The organism is Spirochaetota bacterium (genome assembly GCA_038043445.1).
Lineage (GTDB): Bacteria > Spirochaetota > Brachyspiria > Brachyspirales > JACRPF01 > JBBTBY01.
Window position 1 is genome coordinate 1 of record JBBTBY010000012.1, and the last position, 24831, is coordinate 24831.

General features: G+C 55.2%; 16 protein-coding genes. 11 read left to right on the forward strand and 5 right to left on the reverse strand.

Annotated elements, in window-relative coordinates:
* The 3 genes from AABZ39_01640 to AABZ39_01650 all read left to right on the forward strand — a co-directional run.
* The coding region (locus tag AABZ39_01640; GenBank protein MEK6793450.1) for an AraC family transcriptional regulator at positions 1 to 792 on the forward strand (792 nt) is incomplete at its 5' end.
* 174 nt (positions 793 to 966) lie between these two features.
* Positions 967 to 2376 carry a hypothetical protein gene (locus AABZ39_01645; GenBank protein MEK6793451.1) on the forward strand — a complete coding sequence of 470 codons (1410 nt, stop codon included), beginning with the start codon at positions 967 to 969 and terminating at the stop codon, positions 2374 to 2376.
* A 36-nt stretch (positions 2377 to 2412) separates the two neighbouring features.
* Complete coding sequence (locus tag AABZ39_01650; GenBank protein ID MEK6793452.1) at positions 2413 to 4119, forward strand: heparinase II/III family protein; 1707 nt, start codon at positions 2413 to 2415, stop codon at positions 4117 to 4119.
* Between the two features lie 10 nt (positions 4120 to 4129).
* Here the strand turns inward: AABZ39_01650 and AABZ39_01655 are convergent, their stop codons facing one another.
* Positions 4130 to 4972 carry an AraC family transcriptional regulator gene (locus AABZ39_01655; protein ID MEK6793453.1) on the reverse strand — a complete coding sequence of 281 codons (843 nt, stop codon included), beginning with the start codon at positions 4970 to 4972 and terminating at the stop codon, positions 4130 to 4132.
* 179 nt (positions 4973 to 5151) lie between these two features.
* Here AABZ39_01655 and AABZ39_01660 point away from each other — a divergent pair, with 179 nt between their 5' ends.
* The 4 genes from AABZ39_01660 to AABZ39_01675 all read left to right on the forward strand — a co-directional run bounded on the left by AABZ39_01660 (position 5152) and on the right by AABZ39_01675 (position 15311).
* Entirely contained in the window at positions 5152 to 9204 is a 4053-nt protein-coding gene (locus AABZ39_01660; GenBank protein MEK6793454.1) for a hypothetical protein, read from the forward strand.
* 70 nt (positions 9205 to 9274) lie between these two features.
* Positions 9275 to 9997: a LamG domain-containing protein gene (locus AABZ39_01665; GenBank protein MEK6793455.1), complete on the forward strand. Its 723-nt coding sequence runs from the start codon at positions 9275 to 9277 to the stop codon at positions 9995 to 9997.
* A gap of 5 nt (positions 9998 to 10002) precedes the next feature.
* Complete coding sequence (locus tag AABZ39_01670) at positions 10003 to 13788, forward strand: sugar-binding protein (GenBank protein MEK6793456.1); 3786 nt, start codon at positions 10003 to 10005, stop codon at positions 13786 to 13788.
* Between the two features lie 56 nt (positions 13789 to 13844).
* Positions 13845 to 15311 (forward strand): sulfatase-like hydrolase/transferase, encoded by a 1467-nt coding sequence (locus AABZ39_01675; GenBank protein MEK6793457.1) that lies wholly within the window; start codon positions 13845 to 13847, stop codon positions 15309 to 15311.
* A 98-nt stretch (positions 15312 to 15409) separates the two neighbouring features.
* On the opposite strand, the gene AABZ39_01680 is transcribed toward AABZ39_01675, so the two are convergent.
* On the reverse strand, positions 15410 to 16201 hold the full coding sequence (locus AABZ39_01680; GenBank protein ID MEK6793458.1) for a heparin lyase I family protein: 792 nt from the start codon (positions 16199 to 16201) through the stop codon (positions 15410 to 15412).
* Positions 16202 to 16358: 157 nt separating this feature from the next.
* A complete protein-coding gene (locus AABZ39_01685) occupies positions 16359 to 16664 on the reverse strand; it encodes a PilZ domain-containing protein (GenBank protein MEK6793459.1) in 306 nt (101 codons plus the stop codon).
* Positions 16665 to 16799: 135 nt separating this feature from the next.
* Between AABZ39_01685 and AABZ39_01690 the strand changes: the two genes are divergently transcribed.
* Positions 16800 to 17414 (forward strand): tetratricopeptide repeat protein, encoded by a 615-nt coding sequence (locus tag AABZ39_01690; protein ID MEK6793460.1) that lies wholly within the window; start codon positions 16800 to 16802, stop codon positions 17412 to 17414.
* A 2-nt stretch (positions 17415 to 17416) separates the two neighbouring features.
* Entirely contained in the window at positions 17417 to 18406 is a 990-nt protein-coding gene (locus tag AABZ39_01695) for an AraC family transcriptional regulator (protein ID MEK6793461.1), read from the forward strand.
* Between the two features lie 32 nt (positions 18407 to 18438).
* Here the strand turns inward: AABZ39_01695 and AABZ39_01700 are convergent, their stop codons facing one another.
* Entirely contained in the window at positions 18439 to 21123 is a 2685-nt protein-coding gene (locus AABZ39_01700; protein ID MEK6793462.1) for a glycoside hydrolase family 20 zincin-like fold domain-containing protein, read from the reverse strand.
* Between the two features lie 133 nt (positions 21124 to 21256).
* Between AABZ39_01700 and AABZ39_01705 the strand changes: the two genes are divergently transcribed.
* Positions 21257 to 22159 (forward strand): AraC family transcriptional regulator, encoded by a 903-nt coding sequence (locus AABZ39_01705; protein MEK6793463.1) that lies wholly within the window; start codon positions 21257 to 21259, stop codon positions 22157 to 22159.
* Here AABZ39_01705 and AABZ39_01710 read toward each other — a convergent pair whose 3' ends face one another.
* Positions 22160 to 23581, reverse strand: coding sequence for an FAD-dependent oxidoreductase (locus AABZ39_01710; protein MEK6793464.1), 1422 nt, complete (start codon positions 23579 to 23581; stop codon positions 22160 to 22162).
* A 244-nt stretch (positions 23582 to 23825) separates the two neighbouring features.
* Between AABZ39_01710 and AABZ39_01715 the strand changes: the two genes are divergently transcribed.
* On the forward strand, positions 23826 to 24831 hold a 1006-nt coding region (locus tag AABZ39_01715; GenBank protein ID MEK6793465.1), incomplete at its 3' end, for a Fic family protein.

Consider the following 24831-nt stretch of genomic DNA (forward strand, 5'->3'; position numbering starts at 1 on the left):
GGGCATCAGCAGCTCTTCTTCATCCTCCGCGGACGCGGCGAGTACCTGCTCGACGGCAGACGATATCACTATACCGACGGCGACCTCTTCATCGCGGGCAGGAACAGAACGCACGCATTATACCCGGCACGTAGATCGGTCACGCGTACGCTTGAGGCGAAATTCATCGTGCATGAACGGACGATCGTGCGCGGCATTGAGACGGCGAAAGGATATTTCCCCGGCATGTCGGCCGCAGCGATCGGAGCGCTCGAGGCGATATGCACCGAGGGAGACCAGCGTCACGAACATTATCGCGAGATAGCCGAACATACGCTCGCTGCGCTGCTCTTTCGGCTCGTTCGCGGCGGCGGCGAGGGGCCGCCGTCCGAGCAGATGGACATCGCCTTTGACCCCATCGTCCAGAACACGCTCGATCACATGCAGAAGAACCTCGCGGAAAAGCTCTCGCTTGCGGATGTATCGCAGGCTGCGGGGTGTTCGGCACGCCACTTGAGCGGACATTTCAAGCGTGTTACCGGGCGTACGGTGTTCGATGAGCTCAAACATCTCAGGGTAGCACGCGCGAAAGAGATCATAGCAGCGAGCACGGCGACGCTCGAACACATAGCGGCCGAGACCGGTTTTGAGAACGTACAGCATTTCAACCGCGTATTCCGCGAGCTCTCAGGGACAACACCGGGGGCATGGCGCAAGCGAGAACGCGACGGGGTACGCAAGGACATCACGTTCGGCAGGGCATCGATGCGGTCGATACTGAAGGACAGCATGAAACCGAACGCCGCTCCCTGAGCGATAAATCATTTTCCGTTACGGATAACATACATGCCTGATCGTGCTCTATACTTACAGCAGAACGAATGAGGTCATTATGAGATCACTACTGCTGCTTACAATGAGCGCCGCCCTCTTTGCCGCGGAACACGATCGCTTCGGCATTCGGGAAATTGCCGCGGAGGGAATGAAATGAAAGCAATGACACATTCAAAGCGGACCATGAGAGCCCCGTGGGGGATGATCCTTTTTATACTGGCATCGCTCACGATATATCCGAGGGCGCTCCCGATCATAGCTGCCGACTGGCCTGCCTGGAAGGACGGTCTCGGGAAACTGCTCATCATGCGGTCGATGACGATGGAAACGCAGGAGATAGCGCGGGCGAACGCATCCAATTGGAGCACGATTGCGAACGTCGCCGATATGCTCCGCGGACGCGCGCTCGTACTTGCCGCCGCACGGAACATCGCGCCGGACGATGAGAACACCATGCTCGCAAGCGCTGAAGCGCTCGCGGACAAGGTCATATCGCTCGAGGCAGGCGGTGTGATCATGCAGGCAAGCCCGGTACTCGCCGACAAGACACAGCGCGGATGGGGCATTGAAACGACGTACAATCTCCGCGGCGTCATCGGTGTCAACACGGTGGATCTCTGGAATACGGCATCATGCCTCGCCGCATTGACCGACTGGCTCCCGTTCGCGAAGCGAAAGAGTAAAGCCCATTATACAAAGGTGCTGGCGTCCGCTACCGATGTCATGGATCAGTGGATACAGCGCTACAGCACTGAACACCCGACCGAGGGGTCATATTTCTATAAGATAGGCACTGCAGATCCGGGCATAAAGAATTTCCTGATATTCAACACCGAATCGCTCATGGCGATCTCGCTCTGGAATCTTGCGAAGGCGCATCGCGAGGATGGGCATGCGGATATCGCCGACCGTTATGCCAGGGAGGCGGTGAAGCACGGGCGCCAAATGAAACGCGGCGTTACCGAGCGCATACGCGACGATGCCGGCATTCATGCCGAACGCTGGTCGTACATGGTCGAGAACATCAATGACAAACCGTTCTTCGGGAAATCGGAGGATATTGCCCACGGGGGTGTCACTATCGACGTGATATACCGATTCTTCCGCGAGGATGTCCGCGAGAACGGCAAACCGCTCTTCGTCAAAGAAGACCTTGCGGCGATCGCACAGATAATGGCCGAAAATGTTTTCGTGTACCGCGATGACGCAACGCCCGCGTACACGGTCTGGTATAGACCGGACCGTTCGAAGCCCAAGCAGGTGTACACGGAATACCGCACATCGGACCCTGTCAATGCCGAATGGCAGCGCGAGACAGCATGGCGCTACATCCTTATTGACGATAAGAAACGCGTAGAGCTCGGGCATGGTCTGCGCACCGGCTGGGGCTGGGTAGCGGCGGCTTCCGCGGATGCGAACGTGCTCGCGCACGTATACCGATACTACGCGACATACCTGAACACCGACATCATATCGCCGGAAAAAGTCCCGGCAAAGGATGTCACGCGCAAAGGCGCCGGTCTCTACATCTCGCTTGCAACGCTCTGGTCTGTGATGCCCTAGCGCGAACGACGAATACTGTCATAAAAGGATACTGCAATGAACGACACACGATTCCTACGCCCGCACTATACCCTCGCACAGGGAAGCGAACGGCCGACACATCTCCCCTACCCGCGCGAAGTGTTCGATACGTACGACATCTTCGAGATACTCCCGCTCGACGGCGGCGCGTTCTTCTTCTCGCAGGAGCACCTCGGCGGTACGCGATCAGAATGTTTCATACATGCTATCGAGGCTGGATCGCTTTTCGCGCCGTGGATGACGGACAATGGCATGCAATGGGACAAAGCACTCGCATCTGCTCAACGCGCACAGATAAAGCCGCCGTGGGAAAAACACGTCTGGCTCAATCGGCTCTATTTCCTCCTCGCTATCGCCCGCCGATATTACACGACGAACGATGCGCACTGGGCACGCATGTGGCTGAGCTTATTCGACGACTGGAGTGCGAAAAACCCGTACGATGACATATCGCTCAGAACGCACGGCCGCGGGAATTACACCTGGTTCGATATGCAGGTAGCGTGGCGCTTATTCGTGTTCACGTACAGCGTGCACCTCCTTGCAGGAAGCACCTCCCTCACTGCAGCCGCATGGGAACGCATATACCGCGCGATCGGCGTTCACACCGAACATCTCTATCAAGAATCCGTCCACGACATCGCGCTCGATAAAAAGATAAAAGGAAATCATTATCTGCAGAAAGGAACTGCGCTGCTCCTCGCATCGATACTGTTCCCGGAAATGGGCGACAGCCGTGCATACCGAAATGCAGCGATAAAAATATACCGCGAGCATGATGCAAAGGAAACGCTTGCCGACGGCGGGAATATCGAGAACAGCCCGAGCTACAGCCACTTCATTGCGCGCATGTATCTGGACGCATATCTCATCTGCGAAAAGAACGGCATTGCGGACGCGGATACCGCACGCTTCAAGGCAAGCGCTGAAAAGCAGTACGCCTTCCTCGCTCGTACGGCGACGCCCTCAGGCAGCACGCTGCAGATAAACGATTCATACTCACTTGACGCAGCACGCGATCTCGCTCTGGCCCATGCCGTATGCCCGTCCATAGCGGACGTCGTGCGCTCTTCGACGGCTCTCTTCCTCGCGAGCGGCAGAGCGATACTGATGAACGATCATTTCTCCATACACATCGACAATGGCCCGACGGGATTATGGCATCATCACGATGCGCGGCCGAACATCATCGCCTTCGCCGGGAAAGAACCCTTCATCGTGGACAGCGGCTGCTGCAATTACGACCGCTCCGCACGTGCGTGGATGAATGCCGCGGGGGCTCATTGCGTTCTCACATTGGCCGACAGCAATGGTGCAATGCGCGCGTCCGGCACTGAACATCGCTCATTCGAACCGACAGCATCGGGCGGGACTATCGTATTTTCGACGCGCTATCAGGGAGCGTGCTCGGCAGAATGGATACGGACGATAACACTGTCCGGTGCACGGCTTATCATCGACGACGCGATACAGGCGGACGGATCAGTTACCGTATCCTGGGCTGCACCGATAGCGGGATATGTACAGAAGAACAAGGACGGCAGCATCACCGTTCTTCTCGAGCAGGGCAGTTCGATCACAATAGACTTCGGCGCTGATACCCCGCTCTTGCGCGACTCGACGGCGATCAACGATCGCAACCAGCCGGGATATATCGCCTCGGTGGATATCACAAAGCAAGGGATATCGTTCCATATCACGGTGATCATCGACATGCAATGAAACAGCACGATCACTGACACGACGGCTCGAAACCCCTGCGCATGACCGATGGCGGCCTGCCGGTATGTTTTTTGAAGACCGCCGAGAAATAATGCTCGTTCCTGAACCCGGCACGCGATGCAATGAAACGGATATTTTCGCCGGTGCTTTTAAGCAGGAATATTGCCGTTTCGATGCGGCGCTTCAATAAATGCTCGTGGGGCGTGCTGCCTGTCTCGCGTTTGAAGACACGGATGGCATGCGGCACCGACTTTCCGCTTGCGGCGGCGATGTCCGACAGCGTTATCGGCTCATGAAGATGCATATCGATGTAGTTCATCATTGCAAGGATGTCGCCGGGAACGATGAACCGTTTCCGTGACTCCTGCGAGAGGAGGATCATGATACGATGCATATACGTTGACGCCTCAGCGAGCAAAGCATCCTGCTCAGAGGGCGTGTGCTCGAATCGCCGCGCGAGGGTGAAGAGCGCTCTGCACCAGGGGGCTGCCGCTGTGCACGAGGGGACATGGTGTACCTGTGCAAGACCGTGCAGTGCAAGTAAATGTTCGATCTCCATATGATGATAGTAGAGATATATTTTCCGCGTCCGCATCGGCACGGGGGATGAGCATTCATAACGGCCGTTGCGCGGGAGTATGAACATATCGCCGGGGGCGATGTCGTACGAACGATTGTTTATGACGGCATGTATCCGTCCGGAGATCAGATATTCGATCGATGTGCAGCCTACGGCATCGCGTCGAATACTATGCGGATGACGATGGCTTAAGCCCACGGCGAACGGCACGTTCGGCAGCTGAAGCCGCTTATCCTGCCGGAAGAAATGTACATCTTCATACGGATGGCCCATATCATTATTGTAGGTCTCAACAGCTATTTGTCAAATGACACCGAGCCGCTGACGTTTCATCTGCCCGGCAGGTCCGCGATGATCATTTTTCATACCCGAATGATAAGAATTTGCATGGACGGAAAGAACACTATGGCCTACCATTATCAGGTACGATCGTATCTGCCGGGAGACGGTACATGCAGAAATTGATCGCTCTCATGATCGCATTCACTGCCATGACGACCATGGTGCACGCCATGCCGTCGTATGAGGATGTGCTTGTCGTGGCACGTCAGGGCAACTCTGAATCTGCGGATATCGCCGCCTATTTCAAGAACGCGCGGGGCATACCTTCGGTGAACGTGACTACGATCCCGCTTGCGAGCTCGAGCAAGGCGGATCGGGACGCCTTTGTGCTCGCCTTGTCGAACTACATGGTCGCGAACGGGATCTGGGACAGGATAAACTACATCGTACTGAGTTCGGGGTTCCCCCAGACAGTGCAGGATGTCGGCGGGAACTGCTACCTTGCTGCATTCATCATGTATCGTCTCTCCGGCAACAATACGAAAGTGATACAGAACTCACCGTATGCCTTCTGCAAAACGAACAATTATTACGATCGCGGGGACATAAAGTTCAGCAAAAGAAAATACGGATACTTCATCGTGTCGCATCTGGACGGTCCCGGCATTATCCAGATAAAAAAGATGATCGACAGTGCGGGGGCGGCAGATTACGACACGTACACGTCCGGCGTGAAATTCGTATACGAATCGATATATCCCGACAACACGCTTTCCAACGAGATGATGCTCCGCGGTGTGAACTACCAGCAGTATGACTATCATAAATTCGGTGCTGTCAATAATATAAGCGGCATAAACTTCATCTACTGCGATTGGGTATGGGCCACCAACGGCATGAACGAGGATGAGATCGGGGGATTCCCGAACGTTTTTAAGAAGCTGACGTTCAAGCCCGGCGGCATTATGTCGGTGTTCCGATCATTTCCGACAAGCGGCTTTCGTTTACCGGGCGGCGGTCTTAACAAGTGGAACGGCGGCGTATTCACACCGCTGCGCAAGAGCGACAGCTTCGACCTGAAATACCTCAACCAGTATTCCATCGACATCGATACGGCGCATGACATCATCTACACCGGTCATGCCAACCCGTGCGCAACGCCGTACTACCAGATCGCTTCCGAGGACGCCCGGGGTCTCGGCGTCACCATGTACGACAAGGCGGGGAATCTCATCAAACATTTCACGAAGGAGAATACCGGGGGCGGCCTTGTGAGCGACGCTGCCGAGGTCATACGCTATGATCAATACAATAATCGCGTCTGGGCAGGGACGTTCAAGGGGCTTTGTTACTACGACATCGCTGCTGATACATGGAAGGCAATACCGGAATTCTCGTCGCCGACGACGAACGTGCAGGTATATTCCATTTACGTCGATCCGACGACATCCGGGCGCTACATTTACATCACCTTCAGGGCGCATCGTTGGGTGAGCATACTGCCGCCGGCGATCCCTGTGGGTGAACCGGCGAGATCGGATTGGCTCTGGCTCTGGGAATACGATACGCTCACGAAGACGTACCGAAAATTCGACATCGACGGCTCGGCATCGGTAAGCTCGTTCTACATGAAGATCGTTAAGACCGCTGCGAACACCGTCTGGGCGATGTATAAGCATGCGGGCGGCGGTGAATGTTTCAAGATCGCCAAGTACGATCTCTCGACCTTAACGACGATAACGAACATCAACCTGTCGAATGTGATCGATAATTATCAGTACAATGCGTTCAACGCAATAGCGGCGGCATCCAACGGCGGCTTTCCGCAGATATTCATACCTGTCGGCAAGAAGGGATCGAGCACCTCGAAGTGGACGAACGGTGTGCTCAGGATAACGGAAAGCACCCCGTCGAATTTCATTTTCAAGACCTATTTCAAATCGATGGAGGATGGAGTGTACTCGTCGTGCGTGTTCGTGAGCCGTGTCAACTCGAACGATGTGTATATGATGACCGCAAGCACCACCAGCGGCTGCGGGTCGATCTTTAAATTCAATGACAGCAACCCGAACGGCATCGAACTTCGCAACGGCGCGAGCGCGCTTTCGGGGTTCATCAACGACGCCATCTGCGACAACAGGGATGATTCGGTATGGGTCGTGAGCAGGAACTACACCTATCAGGACAACGCGCACGATTTCCTGGACAACAATGCCATGTCGGTGATGGGCGGAAATTCGCACGATACGTTCTACTACGACGGGGCAGCGCTCAGCGCCGCCCCCAGCAGTGATGATATCATACCGGTATCCCCGACGAACCCCGACTCGACGATCTTCGTTTCGAGCGCAGTTGGATCTGAGATCGCGCCGATAGCGACGCGGCTTCTCGACGGGATGTATCTCGGCGAAGCAAGGAGCGCCTGCCGTTCGATGGCCTCACAGGGCGGCGGCGGCTACGTCAAGCATATGTTCGTCATGGACCCGAAATCCTGTCCGTACGCGCCGCGGGTCAATGTCGCCGCGCTCGACACATCGGTGACAAAAGTCGGCGGCACGTACCGGATGAAGGTGAAGCTGTTCTCGCCCATGCTCGATGCCGCAAGGAGCTGGTTCATCCCCTCGACGATAACGACGAACACGGTGCGATTGGCCGATAGTGCATCGAACCTCATCGCGCCGTCGGAGATCAATTACATCTCCAATGAGAACGCTGTGGAATTCGTCACGACGAACACGCTCCCCGGCGGAAAATACTATCTCACGCTCACGTGCGGCATCGACGGGATCAAGAACTCGCGGGGCGCTTCGCTCGTGAACACCAGGCCCGACGAGTTCAAGGACGAGATCACCATCGAATATACCTACGCGAATGCGCCGACAGTCGCCGGGGCACCGGCAAGTGCCGTCACGAACAGTGCGTTCACCGTCGCATTCACTGTCGATCAGAACTACGGATATTTTTCGACGAACGGCACTGCGTTCACACAGTTCGCAGCGCCGGGGACGAACGTTCGTATCAGCACGACGACGACGCTTTTTTGGTACGGCTGCAATATCTGGGGAAATATGAGCGTGACGAACAGCGCATCCTATACGTTCGATACGAATGCGCCGGTCGTCACCGGGGCCCCCGCAAGCTTCACGACGAATGCGGCATTCATTGTGAACCTCGCTGTCAGTGAGAACTTCGGATACTGGTCAACGAACGGCGCCGCGTTCGTATCTTTCACCGCTGCAGGGGCTGTAATTCCCGTGAACACAACGACCACACTTCGTTGTTATGGCAGGGACGCGATCGGCAATACGAGCAGCACAAACACATATACCTACGTTATCGGCGCTGGTCTGCCGAACACGCCGATAAGCCTCGCCGCGGCAGCCATCGACGGGAATTCGATAGGACTGTCATGGCACGATTCATCATCGAATGAAACGATGTTCCGTATCTATCGCAGTACGAATGATGCAGCGTACTCACTTGCCGCAACGGTACCCGCCAATACAACGAATTATGATGATTGCGGTCTGGCCGGCGGTGTGCGGTACTTCTATCGTCTTTCAGCGATGAACGCTGCGGGCGAATCCGCTCAGGCTGGACCGGCATCCGCATTCTGCGCGATAACGCTCTCGCTGCTGAATGCCGCGGTTATCCTTATGCCCGTTGAGAATAAAGTACAATTCATGTATACGCTGGTAAAAAGCATCATTACTTCAGCATCGCTTGCGTTCGATCTTTCCCCCGCCGGGGCGTCGACCTATCTACCGCTCCCGGGGACGATTGAAGGGCCATGCATCGCCGCGAGCGGCGGTGATCTTGTGAACACATGGACGATCCCCGCGGGTTTCGATATATCGCGCCGCTATGACCTCCGTATCACGGCTGACATCGCAGCCGTCACAAATGCGGTTACGGTGGTGAGCAACGTCGATATCACGAGGATGTTCAGCACGACATCGAACCTGAACTACGCCTGCGCACTTAACAACCCCTATCGCGGCTCGGGCGATATTCTCTTTGCCAATATACCGTCCGACACAACTCTTAAGGTATATACGCTCTCAGGGCGCTGCATTGTGAGCATGCCCGCGCCTTCGGATGGTTCACGGTTGGCTTGGAATGCACTGACAGCGACGGGCAAAAAAGCGGCTCCGGGTGTGTATCTCTGCCGTCTTTCCTCATACAGCGGAACGAGGGTGCTGAAGGTCATGATCGTACGATAAGTATACATCTTCTCAGGCCGGTTGCGTTTGCATTGATTTGCGATAGTATGAACATCATCGGAGGCTGAACATGAGGAACATTATCATAGTAATGGCAAGCGCACTTATCGCCGGCGCTGCATATGCGCAACCTTCTGCATTCGTCTCTGATGAAAATACCGTCGCGCTCTGGAATTTCGACGAAGGCGAAGGGCCTATTACCCGCGATGCGGGGCCGATAGGCATACATCTTCGGTACAACGAACGCGGCGACCGCAAGCCGGATGAAACGCCGCCGAAATGGGTGAGGGGGAAATTCGGGAAAGCGCTCCTTTTCAACGGCGATCTTCGGCAGACGCTCTGGAATGCCGCTGACTCGTTCAAAAAGTTTTTCGGACTTAAGGATGCGATCACGTTCGAAGCATGGGTGAAACCCGAAGACCCTCCCGCGCCGAAGAACATGGGCTTTTTTCAGAACATGGAATATTCAAAAAATGGTTTCCGCATCAATTTTTCCGCCGGTTTCAATGTCGGGTGGCAGCTGCAGGACGGCAAGGGCGAGGTCGTTATCAATTCAAAGAAAGGCCTTCCCCCCGGCGTCTGGTCGCATTTCGCCTGCACCTATGACGGCACGGTGATGAGGATATATATCAACGGTGTGCTCGATACTGAAAAGCCGATCAATGGATGCATCATCCAGTCAAGATCGGACGGCATATCGATCGCCTATACGGGAGGATACCCGTTCTTCTACGGGGCCATTGACAGTATACGCATTTCGAAGATCGCCCGAACTGAATTCAAGGTGGAGTGAGCGCCATGAAAAAAGTTTTTCTGAACATCCTGCCCGTACTCGTCGCGATATCGGCGCTTCACGCGGCACCGCAATTCCGTGTCGATGGCTCAATTGTAAATCCGGGCGTTCTCATCGACATGGGTGATGACGGTTCGCTCATCGTGAGCAATGCCAAAGGTTTTTGCTGGACGATACAGGCGGCGCTCGCGGCAGGAGACACAAAAATACTGCTCAAGCAGCTCGGCGAAAGCGGTCTTGAGATCACGAAATCGAAAAAGACCGCACTCTATTCCGGTACGTTCACGCCGCCGGGCGGAAGATCGTTCCCGATAGAGTATTCACTTACATTGACGCCGGAGAACAATGCGCGTGTAACGCTCGCGTTCAAAACGCCCGTGCCGGCCGCAGATATTTTTTCGCGCGCAGCGCTCTACATAGCGATCCCCCGGGCATCGCTTGCCGGCGAGCGTATCAGAATAGACGGGAAGGACAATGCTGTGCCGACGGAGAGAGCCGGCGAAAAGCCGGAGATGCTTTTTAACGGCGCGGCGTCATCGATCGCATATTTTTCGGACGCCCCCCAACAGAGGCTCACCCTCGCATTGCGGAAAGCGGACGCAGCAGCGGTCAATGATGGGCTCATGATCAACGGTACGGCATGCGTCGTGCTTAGGCTCACGCCGAAAGAGAATGAGATCATCTTCGACATCGTTCTCGGCGAGCCGGAAGTTGAACGCTCAACCGGCGAATCGTATGCGAACGTCGATTTCTGGGCCGCCGACAAGCTCAAAATGCCGCAGTACAAGCACTCAAAGAATCTCGTGCAGAACCCGGGCTTTGAGGACGGCGCGAAGTATTGGCGCTTCGGCCCGCTCGGAACGATAACCGATATGCATCTCGGCGAACACTACATCGTCGAAGAAACAGGCTTTCAAGGCAGGCGATCGATGAAGATCATCGGCCAGAAGGGGCAATCCCCGGCGCATATTGTGACGTTCGCTATCCCCGTCGAGACCGACACCGAGTATACGGTCAGTTTTTACGCGAAGGCGGACCGTGCCGGTGTGCGGATCACCTCCCTGCCGACATCGCTCGTGTGGCCGAAATTTCCCGGCCAGGCTTCGTATGCACTATCAACGGAATGGAAACGCTACTCGACGACATTGAAAACCCCCAACAGCCTTATCTCGCTTGATTTCGGTATCAACAATCCTGCGGAGGACTGCGCGGCATGGATCGATAACGTACAGTTCGAAAAAGGCCCGATGAGCGACTATGATGAAAAGCCTTGCGGTGCGAGTTTCGTCACCGCGCGGCGCGATAATCTATTTCAGCCTGGCGAAAAGACAGGCGCGGCGTTCTTTGTGCATGGAAAACCGGGGGTCTATACGCTTGCCGTGCGCGTGACAGACCTGTGGGATGCCGTGGTGAAAGAAGATACGATCCCCTGCACCGTCGGTGAAAAAGGGGCTTCGATCCCGGCGCCGTGGGCGGACGGCCTTAAGCCAGGTCTCTATATCATCGAGACAACGGTGCGCACGGAAGGCGGGGCCGCCGAACGTGACTTCGACCGCCTCGCCATCATGCCTTCGCTTCGCGGCGTGCCGGAAAAGCACAAATTTCTCTTCAACTCGCCGGGCGATTCGCGGCAGGCGAACTGGGCGCGCAAGGCTGAGCGGTATCAGCACATCGGTATCGGCTCACTGAACCAATGGCACATTTCCCCGGCGGAATACCGGACGATGTTCGAAGATGCGGGTATCCTATTGTTCAGCTCGATCTTCGATCAATTCGGCGAGGTGAGCGGGAAATGGAACCTCAAGCATGATTTTCACCGCACGGATGCCGACCTCGCAGTCATCGAAGAAGAAGCGTATAAGAAAGCGAAACAGTATCCCGACCTCTTCGTCTGGAAAATGCTCAATGAACCGGGCGGCGCATATCAGGACAACATTGAAGAGATGAAACAGGTCATCCGATGTATGGCGGCGGCACGCAAAGGGATACTCCGCGCGAACCCGAAGGCGCGTATGTTCTCGCCCGATCCGGCGAACATGTATCTGTCAAGCGGGATAAAATATATCGAGACGTTCCTTGCGGCCGGCGGAAAGGATGTATGCGACATCATATCCATTCACCCGTACCGCACGAGGCCCGAAGACCCCGATCTGGACGCGGATGCGGTGTCGTTCTTCGCCGTATTGTCAAAGTACGGCTATACCGGTGATGTGTGGTGGCCCGAAGGGATATATCATTGCAACTATACGATACCCGCCTACGGTCTCGATGCGCATAAAGGATGTTCCGCCGATCACTATCGCACCGGGCCGTTCAGCTATCACATGGGCTGGTCTGAGCGGATGGCGTTCGCGTATACGATGCGAAGCTGGCTCATGTCACTGAAATATGCCGACCGCGTGAAAGTGCATAACGACTGGAACTTCGAGGATTCAGCATGGATCGGCTTGGATATGACGCCCACGGCAAAAGCATTCGCACCGAACGTACTGGGCCGCATCCTCGGCAATGCAGACTATGCCGCCGATGTCGAACTCGGAAAAGAGATACGCTGCTATATGTACACCGATGAAAAAAAGCGCCCGGTGGCCGCCGTGTGGACATACAATGCCGTGCTCGACACCGAGGGACGCCCCGGACCGAACATGGGCCTTGCGTCAATTCCCGGCGATGTCGAGTTCATCGACTGCATGGGAAATACGATCGCACGCCCGAAGGAGAGCGAGATCGCGCTCTCGTCGTTCCCGGTCTTTCTCCGCGGCAAACCGGATACGCTTGCGTCCCTGAAGGATGCGCTGGTGAAGACCAAGATAGGTTCCGGCGAAGTGAGCCCCGTGGAGATATATGCGCAGGTAACGTCGGCATCGAAAGTTGATCTCACGGCACGGAATATCCTCTCGCGTACCGCCGAAGGTCATATGAAGCTCAGCGATGACAGCGGAGTTATCTTTGACAAGGACATAAGCATCGCCGGCAAAGAAATATGGAAGTATTCTGCCATATTGAAAAAGGTGCCGGGGGCGATCGCACCGTTCGCAGTGAGAACGGAATTCACCCCGAAAGGCGCCGAGAAACCGATAGTCAAGGATATCGCGCTCGATATCCTGGGCGCCCCGAAAGCATCGCGGACTATCACCATCGACGGGGATCTTTCCGACTGGCCGGCGCGAGCGGTAACCGCGCTTCCCGCTCGTTTCAGGGAATTCGCACCGAGAAATATGGACATCAAGCAGAAATATCCTGCCGGTGTTCCGTGGAAAGGCGATGCCGACCTTTCGGCGAAGCTCTGCGCCGCCTGGGATACTGAATATCTCTATCTCGCCTTCGACGTGAAGGACGACGTTCTCGCGCCGTCGGATAAACTTCCCACGGTGTGGGCAGGGGATTGCGTACAGATATATTTCGACTGCTGGGCGGATGCCAGATCGAAATCGGCGAAAGGCTATGACAACAATGATCAGGTGTTCGACCTCTGGCCGAGTCCGGAGGGGCTCGTGGTGAGCAGGAGCGTGGCACCGGAGCAGCAGCTCGCTTTCCTCAAAACGGGGATCGTTTCCAACGCCAAAGCGGCCTTTAAGCGCACGAGCGACAGCACGGTGTATGAGATAGCGATCCCCGCACGCGATATTGTGCCGGTGAACCTCAGGCCGGACACTATATTCGGGTTCGCGGTCATCATCAACGATCATGACGGCGATTACCGCAAGCGCGGTCTCACGCTCACGCCGGCGGGCACCGAGCCTTATATGCGCCCCGACCTGTATCCGGTGATGGTGCTGGAGAAGGAGTGAGCAGTGGTGAAGTCGAGATATATTGATATCCTGATCTCATGGGAAAGGAGACAACTATGGCATCGGGATCACGTCGTATGGGGCAGGCACAAGGGGATGCGCCCATGAAAAAAAGGCCGAACATCGTTCTGGTCATGACCGACCAACACCGAGGCGACTGCCTGTCGGTCAACGGGCATCCGCATCTCATGACACCCGTGCTCGACTATCTCGCGGCCGATGGCGTACGCTTCACGAGGGCGTACTCCGAGTGCCCGACCTGCGTTCCCGCGCGTCGCTGTGTCATGACCGGGCAGACACCGTTCACCAATGGTGTGGTCGGGTTCGCTCTCGGCGAACCGATACACACCACACTCACGCTGCCCGAAGTATTCCGGCGTGCCGGGTACCAGACAGCTTCGGTCGGCAGGAGTATGCATCAGTCCCCGACCTATGCACGATACGGATTTGAGATAGTGAATGATGATCCGTTCGCCGAGGTCTATTCCGAATTCAATCATGTCTGGCGTCTATCGGGCCGCGGAAAGAATTTCCAATCATGGCCGCATGTAGCTGCCGCTGGTATTACAGGAAATGGATTCAGGGCGAGACCGTGGAACCACGAGGAGCGCTTCCACGAAACCAACTGGTCCACCGCCAAGGCGGTTGAATTCCTCGATCGGCGGGATCGTGATGTTCCCTTCTTCCTCTACGTCGGCTTTGTCGCCCCGCATCCGCCGCTGCTGCCGCCGCAAGCCTACTATGACCGCTATATACGCATGCAGCTTGACGAACCGGTGGTAGGCGATTGGGCCGATCTGAATGCCCCGGAAGCCGGCGGGGGTGCTTGGCCGGATGGTGATCGGATAAAACTTTCCGGCAGGTTCAACCAGGAATGCAGGGCAGGCTATTACGGGCTCATCAATCACGTTGACGACCAGCTGTCGTTATTGTTCGAGCGCCTGAGAAATGAGAAGGAAGATACCTATATCATATTCACGTCGGATCACGGTGAAATGCTCGGCGACCACCACTGTTTCCGCAAGTATGTGCCGTACGAAGGCAGCGTGCATATCCCGATGATCATCAACGGACCCGGTCTGCCGAGGGGCATGGTGGCTCGGGAAGCCGTATGCCTCATGGATATACTCCCCACCTTCTGCGATCTGGCGGGGATCGACGTGCCGGAGGGTGTCGAGGGCATGAGCATGCTCAAATGCTTCGGCCATGAACGGCAATCGCGGCAATATATCCACGGCGAACATTCATGGGAAAATGAACAGGGAGGGCATCACTTCCTTACCGACGGTAGGCGGAAATATATCTGGTTCACACGCAGTGGCCGTGAGCAATTTTTTGATCTTGAACAAGACCCGCACGAATTGCATGATGCCATCGCCGACGAACGCTATCGCGATGAGGTCGATGGCTGGCGAAAGCACCTGATACGGTTGCTGCAAAACAGGCCGGAAGGGTTTTCCGATGGGAACGGCCTGCAGCCGGGAAAGCGCTACCCTATGGTCGTCAGGCGGAATGAGCGGTGAAACGTTAGGCGGCGCTTACCACGGCGAACGGTCAGGAAGCGTGGCTGAAGCCGTTCAATCTTTCCTATTTCATATTCGAGTAGCGGGAACGATCGCGTCTAGTAGATGACGAGGTCATCGATATACACGCGATTATCGGACTGGATGTCGCGCTGACGGTATTGCCCGAGCTTGAGATAATGCTGATAGGCATTGTGCATGTTCCTGCCGTTCGCGGTAAGCGCCGTCGCCCCGTTCGTCGTAATGACGATGCTCCCGGAGGCATCGAGCGCCCAGTGTATGACGGCGCGGATGGTCATCCATGTATCGGGAATGACAGGGAAATATCCTATCGCCGTCGAGTTCGGCGAGCCGTATGACAGACCGAGCGCATGTGTGCCGTTGGTAAAGCCGTAGCCGAGCAGAATGGGCGGACTGTTCGCCGGAAATCCGTTCCAGGTCTCCCCGCGCGCCGCATCGGGCTGATCATGCCATTGACCCATGACCCACCAGCGGTTCTTCGGCGCATCGCTCCTGAAATCGGCGCCGATCTTGAAGCACCACTGATAATTGACCGTCGCCCCCGCCGCGAATGGATAATCGACGGCTATCTCCGCGCGTATGCCGTTGTTCTTCAGCGGCTGCCCGGGGATGAGCCGCAGACAGAGCGCGGACCGCGATCCTTCCGTAACGATGGAAATATTATCGATCATCGGCACATCGATGCCGGCGTAGCGCACGAGCGAGGCATCCATTACCGCCGCGAGATATCGCTCCTCATCCGCACGGCTGAACGAGAGTTTCATCCCGATGAATTCCGGGTTGGGCGTCTGCATGCAGGAAAGGCCGGACATGATATGCACAGCTAGGACCACCGACGCAATGGGCGCCCTGTACTTCGTCGCGTTCATACAAACTCCGTTCATCGGTGCGTACCTCGTCATCGACGACGCAGCCGCTGCTCATTTTCTTCAGCAATATGGTAAGTATACGGCATCATCAATGTACGTCAACTGCCGCCAATGAGCTCAAACGATGGGCATCATGAAGGGGCGGATATCGTACCGTTCAGAGGAATTCCCCGCCGATAGTATAGCAGTTCATGCCCGCATCGTATCGACGCCAGCGCACCGACACCTGGCGATGGACCTGCTTATCCAGGAATACCGGCAGTGAAACGGTCACCGTCTCCGACACCGCACACGGGACCGGCACGGTAATGCATATCCCCTTCCAGGAAATATCGACCGAATGCCCGTCCACCCACACACCGTTCGAACCTTTGCACAGAACACTGACGGGGCACTGCATGGCAAGGCGCGGCGCATTCCTTCTGTTCTCAGGCGTTGCGGACATGTCACGTGCATCCGACATGGTATTTCCTTGTATGCTCAGCGATACAGCTCATCATTACCTGTGTTATTATCGGAAAAACCGGACGTTTATCAATAACATATTTCTCGTTGACAACCGCGGGAGAGCGATTATACTGAACGTATGCGACGGATAATGATATCATTCCTTTTCGTAGGTGCCGTGTGCGCGGCGGACACCGATGAAGAAGCGTTCAAGACAGCCGTCAAACAAGGCACAGACCTCTTCTTCGCCGGCAAGGTCCGCGAAGCGATAGCATCGTACGATGCAGCGGCCGAACGATACCCCGATAGAGCGGCGCAGCTGTGGCAGCGCGGTATCGCCTGTTACTACGCAGGCGACCATGCGAGGGGCATACAGCAGTTCGCGGAACACCGCACCGTGAACCCTGACGATGTCGAGAACGCCGTCTGGCATTTCCTGTGTACCGCGAAAGCGGATTCACCTGTCACCGCAAAAAAGAACCTCATCCCGGTAAGCGATGACGACCGTGTGCCGATGAAAGAGCTCCATGCATTCTATGCCGGGACCGGATCGGAAGCCGATGTGTTCCGTGCCGCGGATGATACGAATGCATCCGATACGGACAGGCAGAAGCGGCGGTTCTATGCGCACCTGTACATCGGGCTCTATTACGATGCGCTCGGAAAAGATACCGCGAAGCAGCACCTGAAGATCGCGGCAGGATACGGCTATCCCTTCTTCATGGGACGCATGGCCGTGCTCCACGTGAAACTGCGCGGGTGGTGATGATGCCTGCCTCATCATTTGACAAACGTGCCATCGTCGATTCGTGGTACGATCTCCCTGATGATACGGCAACGGCATCGCTCCTCGCGCGGGCATTCGTCAGGAACGGCGACCGCCTGTCGATCGCCGATGCGTTCGCGGGGGCGCCTATCGTCGCGTACCGCCGCACGCTCACACCGGAGCGTTCACCGGGAGTGCATCGCCATGATTTTTTTGAGATGGTCCTTATCATCGAAGGCGAGGTCATCGAATCGATACACGGGGCCGAATACCGCTTTGCCGCAGGCGATGTCATCTTCCTCGATCATCTCGTCGAACACGCGGTGGTCTCGTTCCCCAAAGGCGCCATCATGGAGATGGGCGTCGCCTTCGCCCCATCCGCCGTTGACGGCTCGCTCGATATACGGACATCACGCGATGTGCTCAGGGCGTTCTCGCTCATAGAGCCGTTCTTCTACCTGCCGGAACTGAAACGCTACGGCATTTCATTGCGGGAAAAGCCCCTCCTGCGCGTGTATACCGCATGGTGCGCGCTCATCCATGCGTTCAGCATGCATGAACAGAACACCCGCTCCGTCACGCATCACTTCGATGCATTGCTCTCGACGCTCGTCGATGAATACCATGCACGATACGCCGCACGCACAGCGGCAACGCCCGTCGCACAAGCCCTGCGGCACCTCAACGGTCATTTCTGCGAAACGCTCGATGTGAAAAGGCTCTGCGCGGTGGCCGGTCTCGGCAAGAGTTCGCTCTATGCGCGTTTCCTGAAAGAGACCGGACGCTCGCCGCTCGATCATATCACGGCATTGCGCATGGCAAAAGCGAAGGTCCTTCTCGCGACAAGTTCGCTCCCGGTGACGCGCATAGCCGCCGAACTGGGATATGATGACACGCAGTATTTCCATCGCGTGTTCAAGAAGTCATTCGGTGTTACACCGCAGGTCCATCGCCGGAAGAACGCAACCCCGTCACGCGCAAGCTGTTCCTGAAGAGCAGTGAGGGACATCACGTGATCGATATCTTATTTCCCCTCATAAATCTCACACGTCGCTCCATAAATCTCCAACCCTGACTGCAGTACGCTCAGCGCCGGCAGAAATTCTATCGCTTTAACTTTTATGGCAGGTTTAGGATTCGTCCACTCATAGATGAGGCATTGTTTCGGTTCGGCATCCCGCTGTACAAGCCATGAATTACTGTTCGTTATCGAAAGCGGGCTGTCCTGTCCGGTCTTCGAGACCATTTCAATGGAAGTGCGTGTCACTATCCGTTCGATCGACGCGTCCGCATATCGTATGACCAATGTGCCGACGATAGTGCCCGGCGTCATCCTGAGCCCTGACGTCGCGGCAAACCACAGCCGCTTCACGGTGCTGTCCACTGTCACTTTCCATCGTCTGTCGGTGATCATGTCAGAAATATTCTTCTGAGAATCCCCGACAGCTGCCGAAAGCTCGATCATATCGCCTGCAGAAAGAGCGGCCGCCATGCTTTTCGCAGCTGCACTCTCGTTCTGCATCGAAAGCACAAAGCCATCCGTCGGTATTGCCGTATTCCCTTTCCCCTTGTTCACGCGGAGTACGACCCCATTGCTCACCGCAACCTCTATCCCGTCATCTTTCGTCCCGGTTAAAGTGCCGAATCCATATTGATACAGCACCGCATTACTGACATTCCGTTTGCTATCCACGAAGTCAACGGGGAATGTATTTCCATTCGCCGACCGTATCGAAAGAACGAACGATCTGGCGCCGCCGATCCAATTATCGCTCGCATCGAGAACAGCGATACGATCGCCATTCCTCATCGACATTAATTTGTCGTACATTTTTGAGCCGACTCCGCCGTGAGCGGAAAGAACAAATCCCCCGTCCGGCACCATCGAATCCTCATTCCTTCCCGTGTCCCGCCCGGCAACGCTCAGCACCACACCATTGCTTGATACCACTGCCTCGACCCCCCAGACATTCGCCTTGGTGGACGCCATCGGGAACATATACAACACCATCTTGTACGCATCACGAAATACATTGCATCCGTCCAACACCACTTTATCATTGCCGTTGATCAGTATCGCTGCCGGTTTTGAATCTTTCTCAAGCGGCGTTCCGCCTGTCACGAGAGGCTCATAGCATACGGGAACGGAAAAGTCGAGTGGAATGCCGGAATGCTGTTCCGGCACCATCGGCGCATCTTTCGGGTAATTGATGGAAAGCGCTGATGCATTCCCCCGGAGAACAATGAGCCTGCACGGATCGATCCCTATCCGCTGCCTGTCATAGAGCATCCGCTTTGTCACAATGACGGCATCCGGCGCACTATTCTCTTCTGCATCTGCATTCGTGGTAAGCGCCCCAGGCGACCATGCCGCCTGCGCGTAGAGAGCGGTCGCCGCATCAGAAGGAGAGAACGCGAAACACTTCGGCACTCCCGCCCAGATCGTACCCATAGTGGGCACTCCCTTACGGGCGCAAAAGCGCACCAAACGGAACGGATAATACCAGGGACTTGCCCATACCGAAAAGCCCTGCTCTTTGAAATAATCTATCGCGGGAAATGTTTCAAACTCCTTTTGATATCTCCAATAATCGATGATGACGTCCTTGGGCAGCTTCGCCAATGCGCCGACGGTATTATACGGCGCTCCGCCATTCGCGGGACCAAGGTTCGTGCCTATGACATTCGTCATGTCCGGGGACAGGAACATATCATGCCAGATGATCATTTTTATCTTCTTTTCGGCAAAGAACCTGTTCATTGTGCTTATATGCCTGACGAGCAGATCGACGGTATCCATCTTTTGTTCAGAAAAATACTTGAACAGCGCCATTGCCTCATCCATTCCGCAATGAAAATACTTCACGGGACCGTACACATCCAGCATCTCGTTCACTATGGGAAAAACGAATTTATCATAGACTTCCGGGTCCTGTATCATGATGCCGCAGTTCGCGGTAAAGGGCGCCTTCTGATATCCGCTTTCCAGATGACCCAACAGATTCAAATATCCTATCGGCTCCAGCCCGAGGCTCCGCCCATATTCAATGATCTCTTTTGCCTGCTGTTTCGAGAAATGAAGATTCGCCGGCCGCACCTTCGCCATGGTCGGGTCGATGTCCAAGATCACTCGTGGACCGAATTCCAATGCAAAATAACGTATCTTCATGCGCGCGAGCAGGTCCAGGTTCTTCTTTAATTCTTCTGCAGTTCCGCCGAACGGCGCTTGTATCATGAATGAACGAATACTTGTCTCAGGCCAGTCATGGACAGCCGCACCCGGATATGCATATCCCTCTGCCGATACTTTCACCCCTTCCCATTTGAGGAGCTGCATCAGGGAATGTACGCCCCAGAAAACGCCCTGCTCGTCATTCGCTTCGATGATAACGCTGCGCCCGGACGCATCGATCGCATATTCCTCAGAACGCGTCAAACGGGAAGACAGCTTGAGCGTAATGGTCGTTGCATTTTTTTGCGGAACAGCGCCTGCATATGCTTTTTCAAGCTCACGTGAGAGCAGCGCCGCGGGCCGTGCAAGTGCTGCGGGTGCTGACACTTTTGGGAGCCCGAGAATGATAAGATCGGACTTGGATGAAATCTCTCGCGGTGCCGGCCAGAATACCGCCGATGGAATAGCTGAGAACGCGGCTGAGAACGCGGCTGAGACCAGACTGAGGGCAAGAAGACCGATATACTTCGTATTCATGAAATATCCTCCTAAATCATATCTGCCGATCATTGCATTCTTCATTCATCTGTGAATAGTATATCTCACACCGCTTATCTGTCTTTTCGTTATATTAGCCTTGTTTGCCTTTTATTAACCCAGCGATTATACTATGAGTATGTATTACATTGAGACCCCGTGTCCGTCATTCCCGCGTCTCACCCATTTCGGCTACGAGGCTCATGCGATACCGTACACATTCCCCCACTACCATCACGGCTATGAAATAATGTATTTTACATCCGGCAGCAGCAGTATCGAGCTCATCGAGGGTTCACCGTCTGTATCTGTGTCGGGAGAGCAGGTACTGATCATCAGCCCGCGCATTGAACACCGCTTTCTGGTCAATGCAAAGAAACTGTCGTATTACTGGCTCGGTATACAGACCTCACGCCGCATCGCGGTCGGGGACGGCCCTGCCGCAGTGATACATCCGCGATACAAGATCGGTCTCGGGCGCATATTAAAAACACGATTCGTTGAGCATATCGACTCCTCGCTTGAGAATATTGCACGAGGGCTTACGCTTAAGGACTATGCGGTTATCGCTGCGCCACCGCAGATCGGATGTATCTTACATGACATGCGTTCTGAAATTGAGAACAAAGGGCTCCTGTTCCAGGAAATAGTCGCTGCAAAAACGGTGGAAATGATGGCGCTGATCGCGCGGTCGTTCAGCGCACCGCCGGCCGATGTCGATGCTATCACAAGAATACAGCAGCATCTTGCGGCGCATCACACCCCGCCCCCGCCGCTTTCGGAACTCGCCGGCATCATCGGGCGGCATCCGGTGTATCTGAGCAAACGGTTCAGATCGGTGACCGGCATGACGATAACCGACTATGCGAATCAGCAGCGCATCAACAGCGCAAAGCGGCTGCTCGTGTCCGGAGAGAGCGTCGGCGATACGGCGGCAAAGCTCGGGTTCGCATCTATCTATTATTTCAGCACACTGTTCAAGAAATACTGCGGCAAACCGCCGTCATCATTCCGCCGCATCCGTGAACGACATTGATCAATGAGCGTAAAAAAGAACACCGTCGCGCGTGAGCCTTTTCTGCAGCACGGATGCCGGAATATCCGCCGGACGGATTTTGTCCAATAGGGAAAGTGCCGCCGCTGTTCCCGCCGCCTGACCGGTAAGCATGCATGTCCCTTGTACACGCGTACTCGAATGTGCCACATGATCGACGGAGATACATCGCCCGCAGACGATGAGATTGGTCACCGTTCTCGGTACGAGCGAACGATACGGGATATCATAGCATTCCCCTTTGATCGCACCGCCGATAGCCTTGCGTCTGCCCTGGGGATCGTGAATATCGATGATATATGAACCCTGCGCGATGACGTCATCAAAACGCGCGCATTCTATCGCTTCACGCCCGGAAAGCACAAAACGTCCGACAAGCCGCCGCGTTTCGCGCACACCGAGCGTGGCAGCGCTTTCAACGGTATAACTTTTCTGGAAACCATCGACAAAGCGTTTCAGAAAGTCGGCGATGAAGAACACCTGTTTCTGCGCGATGATCTCCGCCGCGCTCAGCGAAAGAGCATCGGTCCCGTCCACTGCCGTAACCCGCGACATATTGATGACGTATTCACCGGCGCGCGCCGTCTTAAAGAACAGTATGCGCCCCTGCGGGAGCGGGATATCGTCGCCGTCGATAGTGAACCCCGGCGTGTTCGCATACGGCAGGCGGCCGAATTCCTCTTTCGTAATGCCGATATCGGCGAAGGTAAGCCGCTTGTTGATGAGCCCTTCCGCACGTGCGCCGTCGACATTCGCCATAGTGAACATGGCGGTCACCGGCTGCATGAGACCGCTTGTATCGTATTCACCGTATGCACCATGCTCCTCGTGCACCGTATCAAGCCCGGTCACCGTGAGATTTTTCAGAACACCCGGCTCGCTGCCGACAACGAATTCCTCTTTCGTACGGGCGATAAGATCGCCATCGCCGGTGGCATCGATGAACATACGCCCATCAATGCGTGCCAGACCGGACTTTGTCGCAACAACGATAGCCTGTATCGCATCGCCTTTACGTATCGCATCGATGAACATGGCGTGAAAAAGGATATCAGCACCGCTTTCGGTGACCATATCGAGCGCAACATGCTTGATAATGTGCGGGGAGGAATAGAGATGCTCGGTTCCGGCAGCGAAACGTTTTGTATCGGCAGCAACGCGATCGAGCATTTCCTGCAGTATGCCGCCGAACGGTTTACCGCTTGTCGTATGCGTAGCGCCGATAGGCGTCACAAGCCCGAGTGTCATCATGCCGCCGAGGCAGCCGCTCTGTTCGATGAGAAGCGTTTTCGCGCCTGTGCGGGCGGAAGCGACAGCAGCGGCAATACCGGCAGGGCCGCCGCCAAGCACGACAACATCTGCTGTTTTCAGGATGGGAAGTGATACAGTGTAGGTTTCTTCCATGAAATTATCCTCGCCGGAATAACTTAGTCTTAACTATCGATCAGGCACAAGTATACTGCCAAATGATCGAACCGTCTTTGACTTTCAGGACTTGCAATGGTACTATCAGGACAAAACCGCATGATATGGGCACAGTTATTACCGGCAATAATACCGGCAAAATCATCGGCAATAAAATGCAATAATATTGACAATTATCAACAATATACCTATAATGTTTGATAATATAAATCGGCAAAATAATATGGCTTTTGAACTGATAACAAAGATCGGCTGCATGGAACCGATGCTGCCGGAAGAGTCAAACCGCGACGTTGAAGATGTCGTGCTCACGCTCATATCGAAAGCGAGTTCGCTTGCCGGACAGCTCGATCCTATAGTGACCGCGTCCATCGGCAGCCTTGTCAGATCGATGAACTGCTATTATTCCAATCTCATTGAAGGTCATGTCACGCATCCCATCGATATCGATAAGGCACTTCATCAGGATTTCAACAAAGCACCGGAAAAGCGCGCATTGCAGCGAGAAGCTATAGCGCATATCGAGGTTCAAAAGGCCATCGATGAAGGCACGGATGATGCATCAGAACCGCTGACGGCGGCGTATGCCCAATGGATACACCGGGAATTCTGCAGGCGTCTGCCTGATGAAATGTTATGGACGGAAAATCCGGCCACTGGTGAAAAAGCAAAGATCGTTCCGGGTGAGATGCGCGACCGTGAAGTGAAAGTGGGACATCATATACCCCCGGCAGCACAGGCGCTGCCGCAATTCCTTCAGCGCTTTGATGAGGCATACAGCCCCGGCGGTCTATCGCGAGTGCGTCAGATCATTGCTATAGCCGCCGCGCATCATCGTTTCCTCTGGATACATCCGTTCTTCGACGGCAATGGGCGCGTCGCACGGCTCATGTCGCACGCATCGCTTAAGCGGCTTACCATCGGCAGCAGTCTCTGGTCGGCTGCGCGAGGGCTTGCCCGCAATGTAAACGAATACAAAAGACTTCTCATGGCGGCGGACAGCGAGCGTGAGAACGACAGCGACGGCCGCGGTTCATTATCTCAGAAAGCGCTCATCGATTTCTGTATCTTCTTTCTGAACACATGCATCGATCAGGTGGAATTCATGCGATCGATCCTGCAGCCGTCGGAATTGCTGCGGCGCATTAAGATCTACACCGAAGATGAGATACGTGCCGGCAGAATACCGAAGGGAAGTTTTTCTCTCCTGCGCGAAGCGCTGCTTGCCG

What these genes read in the sequence shown, in the direction of transcription:
- AABZ39_01670 (MEK6793456.1), top strand. Translation starts at nt 10,003, where the DNA reads ATGAAAAAAGTTTTTCTGAACATCCTGCCCGTACTCGTCGCGATATCG.
- AABZ39_01700 (MEK6793462.1), bottom strand. Translation starts at nt 21,123, where the DNA reads ATGAATACGAAGTATATCGGTCTTCTTGCCCTCAGTCTGGTCTCAGCC.
- AABZ39_01680 (MEK6793458.1), bottom strand. Translation starts at nt 16,201, where the DNA reads ATGAACGCGACGAAGTACAGGGCGCCCATTGCGTCGGTGGTCCTAGCT.
- AABZ39_01660 (MEK6793454.1), top strand. Translation starts at nt 5,152, where the DNA reads ATGCAGAAATTGATCGCTCTCATGATCGCATTCACTGCCATGACGACC.
- AABZ39_01695 (MEK6793461.1), top strand. Translation starts at nt 17,417, where the DNA reads ATGCCTGCCTCATCATTTGACAAACGTGCCATCGTCGATTCGTGGTAC.
- AABZ39_01710 (MEK6793464.1), bottom strand. Translation starts at nt 23,581, where the DNA reads ATGGAAGAAACCTACACTGTATCACTTCCCATCCTGAAAACAGCAGAT.
- AABZ39_01645 (MEK6793451.1), top strand. Translation starts at nt 967, where the DNA reads ATGAAAGCAATGACACATTCAAAGCGGACCATGAGAGCCCCGTGGGGG.
- AABZ39_01655 (MEK6793453.1), bottom strand. Translation starts at nt 4,972, where the DNA reads ATGGGCCATCCGTATGAAGATGTACATTTCTTCCGGCAGGATAAGCGG.
- AABZ39_01665 (MEK6793455.1), top strand. Translation starts at nt 9,275, where the DNA reads ATGAGGAACATTATCATAGTAATGGCAAGCGCACTTATCGCCGGCGCT.
- AABZ39_01675 (MEK6793457.1), top strand. Translation starts at nt 13,845, where the DNA reads ATGGCATCGGGATCACGTCGTATGGGGCAGGCACAAGGGGATGCGCCC.
- AABZ39_01650 (MEK6793452.1), top strand. Translation starts at nt 2,413, where the DNA reads ATGAACGACACACGATTCCTACGCCCGCACTATACCCTCGCACAGGGA.
- AABZ39_01705 (MEK6793463.1), top strand. Translation starts at nt 21,257, where the DNA reads ATGAGTATGTATTACATTGAGACCCCGTGTCCGTCATTCCCGCGTCTC.
- AABZ39_01690 (MEK6793460.1), top strand. Translation starts at nt 16,800, where the DNA reads ATGATATCATTCCTTTTCGTAGGTGCCGTGTGCGCGGCGGACACCGAT.
- AABZ39_01685 (MEK6793459.1), bottom strand. Translation starts at nt 16,664, where the DNA reads ATGTCGGATGCACGTGACATGTCCGCAACGCCTGAGAACAGAAGGAAT.